The following is a 15482-nucleotide window of genomic DNA, read 5'->3' on the forward strand; positions in this document are numbered from 1 at the left end:
AAGCCAGCCGCAAGATGAGGACTCCATTGAGGGTCGTCATAGACGATGACGTTGATAGGGTGCAGGTGTAAAGACGGTGACGTCAAAGCCGAGCACTACTAATTGCCCGAGATCTTTCGCTTCATGCTGATATTATCAGATGTAGTTGTTTCCAAGAGCAATCTTGAGCTACGTTTCTTGTGTGCAATTGTCAACCTTATACTAGATATTCTAGTTAAGCTAGAAGTTCTAGAACGAACTATTAGGTGGTTATTGCAGTGGGGTCCCACCTCTTCCCATTCCGAACAGAGAAGTTAAGCCCACCTGCGCCGATGGTACTGCAATGCAATGCGGGAGAGTAGGAAGCCGCCGTCTTTTTAAACGAAGTAGGAATCACTTTCGAGTGGTTCCTATTTTTTTTTGTATTTATTATTTGGAATTTTACTCGCTTATTCGTATCTTTGCAGTGATGAATCTATTTAAACGCTGTTTAGTTTGGCTCAGTCGCATTCATCGGTGCCGTGGGTTTGGAATCCAGTCGCCAACCGATTACTCGTTTGTACGCTACGTTATCAACGAGCATTGGCCTTATTATGCTTATGAGCAGCTTCAGGGTGATGACTGGCTTACCAGTAAGCTGGGACGCCTTTATTTCCGCTTAGCCAATTGGCGCCAGCCATCTATGATGATTCCAGATGAATACCAACGCTACTGGCAGGCAGGATGTCAGCAAACAGTTTTTACACCTACTATTAATAAAGTAGAGTTGGCTAGAGTTTCCATTGAGGATAAAGCCGCTTGGGAAGCTTTGCTGTCAAAATGCGATGATCAATCTGTAATGGTGGTCGAGAGTATCTGGCGTGATTTGGAACGTTGGCACGAGATAGAATCCGACACTAGAACCGTGATTACCTATGACCTTTACTATTGCGGTATCGTATGCTTTGATAGAACGAGATATAAACACCACTATAAGATTAACTTCTAACCAATCAATTTATGAAAATAACTAAAGTCTATACCCGAGGTGGCGATATGGGTAAAACATCGCTTGTAGGCGGTCAGCGTGTATCGAAGGCCAGTGAGCGTCTTGAGGCTTATGGCACGGTAGATGAACTGAGCAGTCATTTAGGTCTGTTGGCCTCGTCCTTACCTGATGGTGATGACAAATCGATGATTACGCGCATTCAGAACTGTTTGTTTAATGTGTGTACCAACTTGGCTACCGATCAGGATCAAACAACCTTATCTCCCTCCGCATATCTGCCTGAGGGCGAGATAGAGATGGTAGAGCGTCAGATAGATGTCATTATGAAGTTGTTACCCGAGAAACAGGGCTTTGTGCTGCCTGGTGGAACTCGTGAGGCTTCTCAGGCACATATATGTCGAACGGTGTGTCGTAGGGCCGAACGTCGCATTGTTGCCTTGTCGGAAGTGGCAAAAATTAGCCCTGAAATATTGCAATATGTGAACAGATTGAGCGATTATCTGTTTGTTTTGGCAAAAAAAATAAATTTTAACGCAAATCAGAGTGAAATAGTATGGCAAAATGTTGGTAGATAGAAATTAATTCATTACTTTTGCGGCCGAATAAAAAAATGAATTAGTTAAACTAACAAACTTGTATTATGTATTGGACACTTGAATTAGCTTCGAAATTAGAAGACGCACCTTGGCCCGCTACCAAGGATGAACTCATAGATTATGCCATCCGTTCGGGAGCTCCACTCGAAGTATTGGAGAATCTGCAAGAGATTGAGGATGAAGGTGAGGTGTATGAGAGCATCGAAGACATCTGGCCCGACTATCCTACTAAAGAAGATTTCTTGTTCAACGAGGATGAGTACTAATTGCTGAAAACAAACGAGCTCTAACCTTAGACGTCTTTTAATGAGCAACATGACATAATCTGCGTGATTTGTCATGTTGCTTATTTTATATTTCTGTTATACACACGTGTTGTTTGTTGAATTGTTAACTACTTGATAATCAGTATGTATTTTGTTCGTAAAGGCTTATATTGCCTTATACAAATCTTTTTTATTGGCGAATAATGGATATAAGAGGTTAACTTTGCACCGCAAATCAATCCAAAGCTAACAAATTAACAATTTAACAAAAAATGAAGAAACAACTAACCAAAATTTGTCACTTCTGGTTACCTGCCGGTTCTGTGATGCTTTGCAGCCTGACTATGCTGATGGCTGCTCCGTTGTTGCCTCAGGCTCCTGCGGCTGTGGCGCAAAGCGTACAGACCAACCAGGTAACAGGTCTTGTAACCGATAAGCAGAAAGAACCGCTTATTGGTGTTACCGTAACTTTGGTGGGTACTGAAACTCGTGCCATTACCGATGCTGATGGTATGTTCCGAATTAACGTGCCCGCTAAGAGTGGTACTACGTTAGAGTTTAATTACATTGGTTTTGCTAGCAAACAGGTAAAGGTAAATGGTTCGCGCCTGCTGAATGTGATGCTGGAGGAAGAAACCAATGAGTTTACCGAAGTGGTAGTAACTGGTTATTCCAGTCAGAAGAAAGCATCTATCATTGGTGCTATCGAGACCATCAAGCCTGCTGAGCTGCAGTTCGGTTCTACGCGTACTTTATCTAATAATCTGGCTGGTAAGCTGAGTGGTGTTATTGGTATTCAACGCTCAGGTGAGCCTGGCTATGATGACTCAAACTTCTGGATTCGAGGTATCTCAACCTTCTCTGGTAGCAACAACCCATTGATTCTGGTTGATGGTGTGGAGCGTGACTTGGATAACGTAGATGTTGCTGAAATTGAGTCGTTTTCTATATTGAAAGATGCTTCGGCGTCGGCCATGTATGGTGTCCGAGGTGCTAACGGCGTGATCGTGATTACCACCAAGCGTGGTAAGATAGGAGCACCTCAGGTGAGTTTCCATGTTGAACACGCTATCAATCAGCCCACTCAGTTGCCAAAGTTCCTGAATGCGCCCGACTATATGTCGCTGCTCAACGAGTTGGCTGCTCAGGACAGGGTGGCTCAGCCTTTTACACAGCAGCAGATTGACCGTACCCGCTCTGGCTATGATCCCGACCTTTATCCTGATGTGAACTGGGTAGATGCCATTACAAAGGATTATGCCTATACTACTCGCGGTAATCTAGAAGTAAGCGGTGGTTCAGACTTCCTGCGCTACTCGATTGTGACCTCATATTTTAAGGAGACTGGTTTGTTGGAGCAGGATAAGAGTTTGGTTTTCGATAATGCAACTAACAACCAGCAGTATAACCTGCGCACCAACATTGATATGGACGTGACCAAGACCACCATGCTCCGTGTAAACATTGGTGGTTATCTGAACCGATTCAAGAAGCAGCGTTGCAATACCAATGATGCGTTTGGTGAGGCTTTCCGTACCTTGCCTTTCGTGCATCCAGCCCGTTATAGTGATGGTGCTATCCCTGTGATTTCGTATCGTGCTAACCCCTGGCGTACGGTCACTCAGCAAGGTTACGACTTCATTACTTCAAGTAAAATTCAGACTCTGTTCAGTGTTGAGCAGGATTTGAAGATGATTCTGCCAGGATTGAAGGCTAAGGGTCTGTTTAGTTTCGACCGCTGGAACCGTAGCCGTCGTAGTCGTACGGCTAAACCAAGTACCGTATTCCCCGCTACTGGACGTGATGAAGAGGGTAACCTGATTTACTCGCAGCATGAAGCTGGCGATGAATCGCTGGGCAACGAGCAGGGCAATGAATATGGTAATACCCGCGTGTATTTCGAGACCGACCTGATGTACAACCGTCGTTTCGGTAAGACTGATGTGGATGCCATGTTGCTCTACAATCAGCAGGCCTATGATGATGGTAGTATTCAGGACTACCGTAAGCAGGGTATCGCCGGTCGCTTGTCGGCCACCTATGACAACCGCTATGTGGCTGAGTTCAACTTCGGTTACAACGGTTCTGAGAACTTTGCCAAGGGTAAGCGTTTCGGTTTTTTCCCTTCTTTTGCTATCGGATGGTTGCTCAGTGAGGAGCACTTCATGGAGAAACTGAAACCTATCTTCCATAAGATCAAGTTCCGTGCCAGCATTGGTCAGGCCGGTGATGATAATATTGGTGGTCGCCGTTTTGCCTATCTGGGCACACTTTTCACCAACGAGGAGGGCTATATTTGGGGAACCAATGGTCAGAAAAACTATGATCGCGATGGTGTCAAGGGTATCACCGAAGGTGAGATTGGTGTTGATAACCTGACTTGGGAGACCGTGACCAAGAAGAACCTTGGTATCGAGGTCGGTTTGTGGAATATGCTCGATCTGAATGTGGATTTCTTCAATGAGAAGCGTAAGAATATCTTTATGGAGCGTAGCATCATTCCCACTCAGACTGGTTTTGTGAAGGCTCCTTGGGCTAACTTCGGTCAGGTATCTAACAAAGGTTTTGAGGTGACACTCAATTTCCACAAGCAGTGGAACAAGGACCTGTTCACTTCGGCCTATGGTAACTTTACTTATGCCAAGAACCGTGTAGATGAGAAAGACGAGCCAGAGGCTCTGAAGGGCACTCACCGTTCGGCCACAGGTCGCTCGATGAATGAGTTGTGGGGTTTGGTTGCTGAGCGCTTATTCACCTACGACGACTTTAATGCCGACGGAACCTTAAAGGATGGTATTCCTACACAGGATGGTGTGGGTGCTGCCATTCTGCATCCTGGCGACATTAAGTATGTAGATGTGGATGGTGATGGTGCTATTACTGAGGCCGACGAAGGTTACATTGGTGGTACTGAAGACCCACGCATCGTGTATGGTTTCGGTGGGGTGATTAGCTACAAGAACTTCGATTTCAATTTCTTCTTCCAAGGCACAGGTGATATGTATCGTGTGATTGGTAATCAGCCTTACTTCCTGCCTGGTGGTGGTACTACTACGGAGGGTAACGCCTACAGTTATAATCTCGACGATCGCTGGACAGAGACCAATCAGGATCCATATGCCTTCTGGCCCCGTCTGACCTATGGTCCTAACGTGAACAACTACCGTCGTTCTACCTGGTGGAAGAAAGATATGAGCTTCCTGCGTTGTAAGACTCTTGAGGTTGGTTATACCTTGCCCAAGTCTTGGTTGCAGAGTTTCTATGTGAAGAGTTGTCGTGTGTATGTCAGTGGCAATAACCTGTTCTGCCTCTCGTCGTTCAAGCTGTGGGATCCTGAGTTGGGAACCAACGACGGCTTGAAGTATCCAATGAACCGTTCAGTGATGTTCGGTGTCGACATTAACTTTTAGTTTATCGTATTATTGTTATGAAGAAAAAACTTCTATATATTTTCTGTGCGCTTAGCGCCATTAGCGGCTCGTTAGTGTCGTGCTCCGACTATCTCGACAAGGAGCCCGATACCGAGCTTACCACCGACATGGTGTTCGAGAATCGTGAAAAGGTTTACCAGTGGCTGGCCTATGTATATAATGTGATTCATACGCCTGATAAGTGGGAACTGAAAACCGACGGTTATGAGGTGTTTGCCGATGACATGACTCCTTCAAAGCGTTGGCAGCAGTGGGACTGGAGCAAAGTTATCCCAAAGATTTTCGGCCAGTGGACCATTAACTCACAGTGGGATGCCAATTACTGGCAGATGATGCCCCGTTATATCCGACATGGCTACATTTTTAATAATATGGTGAAGGCCATGCCCGATCACGACCTGCCACAGTCGGAGGTTGACAACATGAAGAACGAGGTGAAGTTCCTTACCGCCTATGGCTGGTGGCAGTTGGCCGAAAACCATGGTGGTATCCCCTTCAAGCCCGATTATATTGCACCCACCGATTTTGATTTGGCAGATTTGATGGTAGGTCAGTCTAAGTTCGACGATGTGGTTGATTACTGTGATAAGCAGATGTTGGAGGCTGCTATGGCACTGCCTGCTGTATATGACGATCCTTCGAAATATGGTCGTATCAACCGCATCATGGCGCTCACCGTTCGTTCGCGCATGTTGCTCTTTGCCGCCAGTCCATTGGTGAATGGTAACCCTTGGTACAAGGATTATGTGAACAACGAAGGTGAACAGATTTTTAATCCTACCTACGATCCACAGAAATGGGTGCGTGCTGTAGAAGCTTTGAAACTCTGTATCGACGAGGCCGAGAAAGCTGGCTATGCTCTCTATACCGAGAAAGGTCCTAATGGTGAGATCGACCCCTTCATGAGTACCTATAACGTGCACATCAAGCGTTGGAGCGAGGGTAACCACGAGATTACCTTCCCTGTAACCAAGAATAATAGTTATAATTTCTTCCTGGTTAAGGTGAGTGTACGTGAGTATGGTGGTGGTTGTGGTCTGGGTGTTTATCAGGGCTTGGTTGATGCCTTCTTCACCAAGAACGGTCTGCCCATCAGCGATCCTAACTCAGGTTATGTAGAGGATGGTATGTCGACCTCTGTTGACGATCGTTCGGATATCACCAACTGGGAGTATGGTACAGGTAAGCCCGGACAGGTTACCGCCCGTGGTACCTATAATATGTACTGCAACCGCGAGCCTCGTTTCTACAATGCTGTATCGTTCCATGGTGCTTGGTTGGCTGTAGGCAATCGTAAGTATGATTTCCTTTATAACGGTCGCGATAATATCCAGACTTCATCACCTCACGATGCCCCACAGAATGGCTATCTGGCTCGTAAGGGCTTGAACGTGCTCGATAATAATCTCACCGGGTCAATCACCCCACGTCAGGGCTTTACCTATCGTCTGGCTTTTACTTATCTCGACTATGCCGAGGCTGTGAACGAGTGCTACGACAATAGTTCTTCGCGTCAGGAGGCGCTGAAGTATCTGAACCGTATCCGTGAGCGTGCCGGCGTGCGCCAGTATACCACTGCTGACGTGAGCCCAATGGACGAGAAGTTCATCCATGTGGATGACACCCAGGCCGAGCTGCGCCGTGTGATTCGTGCCGAGCGCCGTGTGGAGCTGTGCTGCGAGAACAATCGCTGGTACGATATCCGTCGTTGGAAGGAGGCCGAGAACCTGCCCGAGATGTGTGGCGACGACTATGGTATGAACTTCCAGGGTAGCACTCCTGAGGAATTCTTCAAGCGCACTGTGTTCCAGACCCGTATCTGGAAGCGACAGTACTACTGGATGCCTATCTATATCGACGAGTACGAGAAGAACCCCAACTTGCGCGAGGCCCCATTCTGGGTAAACGAAAATGGTAATTAAGCTATAAATGAATACGATTATGAAGAAATATGCAATGATATTCAGTGCCTTGTGCACAGGACTGCTGTTCACATCGTGCAACAAGGACCCAGAGTATTTCACGCTGGAGGAGAACCCCGACGAGATGCACGTGAAGAGCTCGGTTGAGGAGATTACCCTCAGCAAGAGTGCTGCCGACCAGACGGCCGTCACCTTCAGTTGGGATGCGGCCACAAGTGTCGACCCATCAACCGAAGGCATCAGCTACAAGCTATGCCTCTATCCCACAGGTCAGAAGGAGAGTCACTCCGACTATAAGGAGTTGGGCACTAACCTGACTTATTCGATGACCCACGACGAACTGAATAGTCTGCTGAGCCAGTGGGCTCTGCCAGGTCAGGCTGTCAAGGTAACAGCTCAGTTGCTGGCTGTCTTCAGGAACGAGCAGCGCTATATCAAGCCTGAGCTCTCGACTGTCGAGTTCACAGCTACAGGCTACGAGAAATACTCACCCTACCTGTACATGCAGATTACCACCGATGATGGTAAGAAGAGTACCCAGCGTCTGGATCAGCGCCAGTTGGGTACTGGCATCTACGAGGCTACGTTGAACATGAGTGCCTGCAAGTTCCACTTCACCACCACACCAGAGGCTTATCCTGCCTATGGTATGGCCGAAGGCGAGCAGTTGGAGTACTATACAGACGGTGATGTGCGCGATTTCCGTTTCGATGGCAATGGCAAGCGTACGGTTATCGTGGATACCAACGTCGGCTTCAACGACTGTCGTGTACTTGACATCGTTCAGTTGCCCACACCAGGACAGATCTGGATTTGTGGTAACGGCTGTTCGGTAGGTTGGAATACAAACACCTCTAATGGTCGTTTGGAGATGGTAGGTAGCGCACGCGAACCATATTATTATGCTTGGACTGGCGATTTCAATGCTGGTGGTGAGTTTAAAATTGGTGTTGGTAATGGCTGGGGCGATCCCTTCTTCTTCGCGCCTGACTATAATGCCGATCCATTAACCGACCACCGTTTGTCAACCTATCGTTATCAGGACAATGGTGGTGACGTAAAATGGGTGCCTTCTGTGAGCGGGCGTTACACTCTTACGCTCTGTTTGTTGGCTACAGATATGTGGACTAAGTTCGAACCGGCTAATTAGTAAGTAGTAAAGTAATATTTCGGCCGATGGGCAGTTAGTAGCTCTCTGTGAGCTATTAATTGCCTGTTGGTTTTTATGGCGTTAATTATTGTTATATTTTGAATTGAGATGGTGCGTGGTTGGGTTTTTATCTTTAACTTTGGCTGCGATTAACGAAGACTCAAACTAAAATGAAGATTAGGAAACCTATACTAACATGTTTATTGGTATTTTTAATGGTGCCTGTTAAGGCTGCAATTGATAAGAATACTGCCGACTGGTTAAACAAACTGGATGCCAGTCTTGCCAAGCGTGACTATTATGAGAAACAGCGTATCGACCGTATTGAAAGTCTGAAAGAGGGTATGGCTAAAGCCAAGGCCGAAGGTCGCGAATTTACCCAGATGTACGCCCTATACAACGAATACAAAAGCTATCGCTACGACTCAGCCCGTCACTACTCTTATGCTTGTTTGGGATTAGCCACTCGTCTGCAGAATCCACAGTATATCGCCCAGTCGCAAGAGGCTATTGCTTTCTCGTTGATATCGGCTGGTATCTTGAGCGAGGCTCACGATGTGATGCTCTCGATAGATCGTAGTGCGCTTAGCGGAAAACTTCTCGAGGATTATTATGAGATTAAAAGCTTGCTGTGGCGCAATATGGCCGATTACATCAAGGAAGAACCCTTTTATACCAAATATATCAACAGAAGTAATGGGTATCTCGACTCGCTTAAGCAGATTGTGCCGCCCAATTCCTGCATGTGGTGGTCGGTTACTGGTACGCGCCAGTTGCGTGAGCACGAGCATCAGAAAGCACTCGAGTCGCTGCAACATGTACTTGATGGATGTGGTGACGACTTGCACATGCGTGCCAAAGCGATGGCAGAGATGGCATGGGCTCATCTCTTATTGGAGCATGAGGATAAGGCTATAGTATGTTTCGCCCAAGCGGCTATGGCTGATAACGAAACGGCAACACGTGAGATAACCGCTCTTTATCATTTGGCTCGTCTGATTTTTAAGGAGGGTGAGCATGAACGTGCCAGCGTGTATGTGCATCAGGCTTTAGAGGATGTAAACTTCTACGGAACCCGACTCCGTAAGGTGGAAATCAATGATATCCTGCCTATTATCGAGCAAGATCGCTACGATGGTATGCGTGGTCAGCGTAACTGGCTGTTTGTGGCAACGGCCCTGTTCGTTATCCTGTTGTTGGCATGTCTATGGAGCTACTGGACTATCCGCCGTAAGAACCTAAAGCTTACCGAGGCGCGTGAAACCATTGCCGGGCAGTTGGAGCAGCTCAAGCTCACTAATCTGCAGTTGCAGGAGGATGATAAGATCAAGAATGCCTATATCGGTCGTTCATTCTATACCAATGCCGAGTTTATTGCCAAGTTGGAGAAACTTTATCTGGCTATCGATCGTAAGATAGCAGCTCGTCAGTACGAGGATCTCCGCTCGATGATGAAACTCTCAACCCTTAATGCTGAGCGTGAGAATATGTATGAGGCTTTCGATCAGACATTCCTGAAATTGTTCCCCGACTTTGTGGAGCGTTATAATGCGCTGTTCGAGGAGAAAGACCGTAAGCAGCCTGCCAACGAGCAGTCGCTCACATCCGAGATGCGTATCTTTGCCCTTATCCGATTGGGTATCAACGATAGCGAGCGCATTGCCAAGTTCCTGGATTACTCGGTACATACGGTAAATACGTATAAAACCAGAATAAAGAACCGTTCGACGGTGGACAACGAGCAGTTTGAGCACCTGATTATGGAAATCTAGGCGGCTCACTGCTCAATATTTCTGTTATACAAACAACTAACTCGACTTAAGTGAACTTGCTGATTATCAGCATTCTCTTTGATATGTTGCATATTATTCATTATACATTTACTTGCTTCCTTTCGTGTGTGCTTTATTTGCAGTACTTTTGTGCATGAAATAACAAAAACGTATTTTATAAAATGAAACGAATTCTAACTTTATTATTCATTTGTCTGAGTATCAACACCGCGTGGGCACAGGAGTTGAATCCGGTGGCTCATCCCGATGCTGTCGTACGCTCTGGCAAGGCGCGTTTTACTGTATTGACGCCCGAAATGATTCGCATTCAGTACAGCGACCGTTCGCTGTTCGAGGATCGTGCTACGTTTGCTATCGTGAACCGTCGTTTACCCGTACCTGCTTTTACGGCAGTAGAGAAGGATGGCTATCTTGAAATCAAGACGTCGGCCCTTACGCTTAAATATAAGATAGGTGGCGTGATAGATGGGTGCCATCCATCAGCCGAGGTTCTCAGCATCTCGATGACACTTAACGGCCGTCGTGTATTGTGGTATCCTGGCAAGGATGATGCGCTGAACCTGAAGGGAACCACCCGTACTCTCGACGGACAGATTGGTGATAACAAGCGCCAGGAACTGGAGAATGGTTTGCTGTCGCGTGCTGGTTGGAGTATTATCGATGAGTCGCCATTGACCCGTCGTGGCGATGGCTCGAACACATTTGTATTCGACAAGCAGGTGGATGGTATCGACTGGGTAGCTGAGCCCGTTGACAAGCAGGCCATCGACTGGTACTTCTTAGGCTATGGTCATCAGTATAAGAAGGCGTTGGGCGATTACATCAAGGTGGCCGGTCGCCAGCCCATGCCGCCACTCTATGTGCTGGGCTATTGGTATAGCAAATACCAGCGTTACACCTCGGATGAGTTCATGGAGATTGTGAACGATGTAAAGCACTTCAACATCCCGATGGACGTGATGATTTTTGATATGGACTGGCACACCCAGGGGTGGACCGGTTGGACTTGGGACCGTACGGCTATTCCCGATCCCGAAGGTCTTATCGACTGGATGCACCAACACGGTTTGAAGGTATCGCTGAATCTGCACCCAGCTGATGGTGTGGACGATGATGAGGATTTCTTCGATGATCTGCGCGAGGATATGGGACTGGATAAACAGACCAAGCGTGTGCCCTGGAACTTGAGTGATGGCCGCTTTTACCACAATATGTTTAAGCACATTATCCGTGCCCGCGAGCGTCAGGGTGTCGACTTCTGGTGGCTCGACTGGCAGCAGAACCTCACCAGTAAGTATGTTGATGGACTGGGTGAGACATTCTGGTGCAACCATGTGTTCTATAACGATATGCGACTGAATCGTCCTGACCGTCGCCCATTGATTTTCCATCGTTGGGGCGGCCTTGGTAGTCATCGTTATCCTATCGGTTTCTCGGGCGACTCGTTCACTACTTATGGAACCTTGGCCTGGCAGCCTTACTTTACTGCCACTGCCTCGAATGTAGGCTTTGGCTACTGGGGCCACGACCTGGGCGGACACCAACAGACTGGCGGCAACGATCCCGAGATTTATCTGCGCTGGATGCAGTTCGGTGTGTTTACCCCTATCTTCCGCACCCATGCTACTAACTGGGAAGGTATCGAGCGTCGCATCTGGAAGTACTCTAACTTCCCCTCGTTGCTCGAGACGGTTAAGTTGCGCTATGCGCTGATGCCTTATATCTATACCGCAGCCCGCCAGGCTTATGATACGGGCGTTAGTCTGTGCCGTCCGCTCTATTACGAGTGGCCCGAGGCTAACAATGCCTATCTGTTTGAAGATGAGTATATGTTTGGCGACGATATCTTGGTGGCTCCAGTGGTTACCAAACCCGAAAAGGATGGAACTACGGCCCGTCGTACCTGGCTGCCCGAAGGTCGCTGGTTTGATGTGTGCCGCAACAAGGTGGTTGAAGGTAATCGCACCTTTACCGATCGTTATGCCATGGAGGAGATTCCTTACTTCTTCCGTGCTGGTAGCGTGATTGTGAATAATCCACCGATGATGAACCTCAGCACACGTCCCGACCGCTTGATACTGAAGGTTGTGCCTGGTGGTAACGGACAGACCTCGCTTTACGAGGACGAGGGTGATACCGAGGGCTACAAGCAGGGGGCTTATACCACCACTACCATCAGCCACGAGGGTAACACGCTCACCATTCTTCCCCGTGAGGGAAAATTTGCGGGCATGCCTGAGAGTCGTTCGTACACCGTAGAGTTCCTGGCTGTTAATCGTCCTAGCACCGTGGTTATCAACGGTAGTCAGGTGGCTGAAAGCGAATGGAAATACGATGCGCAGCGCCGTTTGCTCACCGTAAATGTGACTCGTACATCGTGTGATAAGAGAACTGTGATAACAATTAAATAAAGTAAGTGTGATGAAAAGATTATATATGATGATGGCTGCACTGGTGGTGTGTATTGCCATGTGTGCCCAGCAGTATCAGGAGCTGTGGATTACGGGTTCCGCTGTGCCTGGTGGCGCCCAGAAGCTCACCAAGGTTAGCGATAACGATTTTAAGTATGCTGGTCGCCTCCTGGCAGGCGAGTTGCGTATCAGTACCGCCAAGAAAGCAGGCAAGGGCACTACTTATCTGGTGGCTAACACCCCCGATGCCAATATCGTTAACAAAGGTATCGACTATACCATCACTACCGATGCCAAGCAGGCTGGCTGGCAGGTGGTGGTAAGCGAGGATCGTTACCGTTTCCATATCGATACCGAGAAGAAACAGTTACGTGGCGAACTGTTCCAGCCTTGGGGCGAGCTGTTCTTAGCTGGCGGTGCCACCGAGGTGGGCTGGAAGTCAGAAGGCCATATGCTGCTGATGAAACAGGACTTGAACAATCCTTGCATCTGGACTTGGGAGGGCGAGCTGAAACGCCATCCCGAGGTTGAGGAGCCTGCCAGCTTTAAGTTCCAGGGACAGGACCGCTGGCATCCCAAATCCATCCATCCTTATGCGACCGATACGGATATCCTGAAAGATCAGCGCTTCCATACCGGTGGTGATGATACCAAGTGGACATTATCAGCCGATGGGCGTTATCGTATCAAGGTAGATTTGTTTAACGAAACCATCCAGGCCGAGTTAGTGAAATGAAATAATAATTGAGTTAATTAATAGTTAGTAATCATGACTGTAAGAATCAGTTTTATCCTTAGTAGTCTGGCCATCGCATCTGTTGCGATGGCTCAGTCTGCATTTATCACCAACGATAGTGTGGCCGTGTTTTACCCTGCCCATTACGATGCCAAGCAGCACCAGCCTTCGCCCATCTTCGAGCAGGAGCCTGCTGCCATTAATCCCTTGGATGCCCAGTGGCCTCTGCGTGTTGTTTTTAGTCAGCAGAATGGTCATAGTATAGCAACCATCCGCGTGACCGACGATGTGGATTTCTATGGCACAGGCGAGGTGACTGGTCCGCTGCGCCGTAACGGTCGCACCATCGAGTTGTGGAATGTTGATACCCCTGCCTATGGTGTTGATGATGGTACCCACCTTTATCAGAGTCATCCTTGGGTGATGGGTCTGCGTAAGGATGGTACAGCCTTTGGTATCATTGCCGACAATACCTGGCGACAGAAGATTACTACCGCCGACCACGAGGTAACCTTTGATAGCGAGGGCCCGGCCTTCCGTGTGTTCATTATCGAGCGCCAGAGTCCACAGGCTCTCATGCAGGCATTGGTGGGTCTCACTGGTACCATGTCGCTACCTCCCCTGTGGTCGTTAGGCTACCACCAGTGTAAGTTTACCTACTATCCCGACAGTAAGGTGATGGAGGTAGCCGATTTGCTGCGTAAACACCGTATCCCATCAGATGTAATCTGGATGGATATCGATTATATGGATGGCTATCGCATTTTTACCTTCGATCCCAAAGGATTCAGCAATCCAAACCGTTTGAACGATTATCTGCATCAGAATAACTTTAAGTCGGTGTATATGATCGACCCCGGTGTGAAGGTAGAGAAAGGCTACTTTGTTGACGATCAGGGTACCGCAGGTGATTATTGGGTGAAAACACGCGATGGCAAGCCTTTCGAGGGCGATGTGTGGCCAGGTGCCTGTCACTTCCCCGATTTTACCCGTCCCGAGGTACGTACCTGGTGGGCCACGCTATATAAGGACTTTATGGCTAAGGGCGTGGATGGTGTTTGGAACGACATGAACGAACCCGCTGTGTTTGGACAGAAAGAGAGCACCATGCCACGTGATAACCAGCACCTGAATGGCGATGGCGGTGCTGCAGGTCCCCACCTGCGTTTCCACAATGTGTTCGGCTTGAACATGGTACGTGCCAGTCGTCAGGGTCTGCTGTTGGCTAACCCGCAGAAACGTCCGTTCATTTTGTCGCGTTCAAACTTCTTGGGTGGTCATCGTTATGCGGCTACCTGGACAGGTGACAATCTCTCATCGCCCGAGCAGATGAAACTCAGCGTGCCCATGACACTTACGTTAGGCTTGAGCGGTCAGCCCTTCAATGGTCCTGATATCGGTGGATTCTGCGAGAATTCTAATGCCGAGCTGGTGGCTCAGTGGACAGCCCTGGGTGTTTATTTCCCCTTTGTGCGCAACCACAATACCAAGGGTACTATCGATCAGGAGCCATGGGCTTTCGACGAAAAGGTGCTCGATGTGTGTCGTACAGCCATCAATCGCCGCTATATGCTCATGCCTTATATCTACACCTGCTTCCGCGAGGCCAGTGTGGATGGTATGCCCGTGATGCGTCCGCTGTTTATGAGTAATCCTAAGGACTTGAGTTTGCGTAACGAGGACCGTGCTTTCCTGTTGGGTGCCGACCTGATGGTTCGTCCACAGTGGGCAACTGATGTGGCTCAGCCCGATGGCGGCAGCTGGCAGAAGTTGACACTCGAGACCAATACCGATAGCTATCAGGCCGAACTGCGCCAGCGCCCTGGATCAATTATCCCTCTGGCTAATCTGGCTCAGAGCACAGCTGAGATGCGTACCGACTCGCTCACTCTGCTGGTATGCGTGGATGCCAACGGACAAGCCAAAGGACAGTTGTATGAGGATGCTGGTGATGGCTTTGACTATCAGAAGGGGCAGTATCGCCTGACTGAAATGAAGGCCGTTAAGCTGAAAAACCAGCTCAAGGTAACCCTCACTCAGAAGGATGGACAACTGGCTCCTGTTCAGCGTCAGTTGCGTATCGGCTACGTAAATGGTGGCAAAGTAAAGTACAGTGCCTGGAAAACAGGCGCAGCAATAACCGTTCCCATCAAATAATTACAAAAAAGGCAGAAACGAGAACATCGATTCCGGCGAAATGGGCTACTTTT

At 48.2% G+C, this 15482-nt stretch carries 10 protein-coding genes and 2 rRNA genes; all 12 read left to right on the top strand.

Annotated features, from left to right (window positions below; genetic code table 11):
- Positions 1 to 123: ribosomal RNA gene (locus T500_RS0102820) — 23S ribosomal RNA — on the top strand; the annotation flags it as partial.
- 118 nt (positions 124 to 241) lie between these two features.
- A 5S ribosomal RNA gene (gene rrf, locus T500_RS0102825) occupies positions 242 to 354 on the top strand.
- 94 nt (positions 355 to 448) lie between these two features.
- Positions 449 to 967 (top strand): hypothetical protein, encoded by a 519-nt coding sequence (locus T500_RS0102830; protein WP_036908332.1) that lies wholly within the window; start codon positions 449 to 451, stop codon positions 965 to 967.
- 11 nt (positions 968 to 978) lie between these two features.
- The gene (locus tag T500_RS0102835) at positions 979 to 1542 is read left to right on the top strand and encodes a cob(I)yrinic acid a,c-diamide adenosyltransferase (RefSeq protein ID WP_028906865.1); all 564 of its coding nucleotides are present in this window, start codon (positions 979 to 981) and stop codon (positions 1540 to 1542) included.
- Positions 1543 to 1607: 65 nt separating this feature from the next.
- Entirely contained in the window at positions 1608 to 1829 is a 222-nt protein-coding gene (locus tag T500_RS0102840; protein WP_013063838.1) for a DUF2795 domain-containing protein, read from the top strand.
- A 350-nt stretch (positions 1830 to 2179) separates the two neighbouring features.
- A complete protein-coding gene (locus T500_RS0102845) occupies positions 2180 to 5239 on the top strand; it encodes a SusC/RagA family TonB-linked outer membrane protein (RefSeq protein WP_410543871.1) in 3060 nt (1019 codons plus the stop codon).
- A gap of 17 nt (positions 5240 to 5256) precedes the next feature.
- Entirely contained in the window at positions 5257 to 7182 is a 1926-nt protein-coding gene (locus tag T500_RS0102850) for a RagB/SusD family nutrient uptake outer membrane protein (protein WP_028906867.1), read from the top strand.
- Between the two features lie 19 nt (positions 7183 to 7201).
- On the top strand, positions 7202 to 8332 hold the full coding sequence (locus tag T500_RS0102855) for a SusE domain-containing protein (RefSeq protein ID WP_028906868.1): 1131 nt from the start codon (positions 7202 to 7204) through the stop codon (positions 8330 to 8332).
- A gap of 170 nt (positions 8333 to 8502) precedes the next feature.
- Entirely contained in the window at positions 8503 to 10104 is a 1602-nt protein-coding gene (locus T500_RS0102860; protein ID WP_028906869.1) for a DUF6377 domain-containing protein, read from the top strand.
- Between the two features lie 182 nt (positions 10105 to 10286).
- On the top strand, positions 10287 to 12536 hold the full coding sequence (locus T500_RS0102865) for a glycoside hydrolase family 31 protein (RefSeq protein ID WP_028906870.1): 2250 nt from the start codon (positions 10287 to 10289) through the stop codon (positions 12534 to 12536).
- A 10-nt stretch (positions 12537 to 12546) separates the two neighbouring features.
- The gene (locus tag T500_RS0102870) at positions 12547 to 13272 is read left to right on the top strand and encodes a SusF/SusE family outer membrane protein (protein ID WP_080694772.1); all 726 of its coding nucleotides are present in this window, start codon (positions 12547 to 12549) and stop codon (positions 13270 to 13272) included.
- A gap of 33 nt (positions 13273 to 13305) precedes the next feature.
- Complete coding sequence (locus tag T500_RS15035) at positions 13306 to 15429, top strand: TIM-barrel domain-containing protein (protein ID WP_036908335.1); 2124 nt, start codon at positions 13306 to 13308, stop codon at positions 15427 to 15429.
- The last annotated feature ends 53 nt before the right edge of the window (positions 15430 to 15482 follow it).

Origin of the sequence: Xylanibacter ruminicola Ga6B6, from assembly GCF_000687715.1 — a bacterium.
GTDB lineage: Bacteria > Bacteroidota > Bacteroidia > Bacteroidales > Bacteroidaceae > Prevotella > Prevotella ruminicola_B.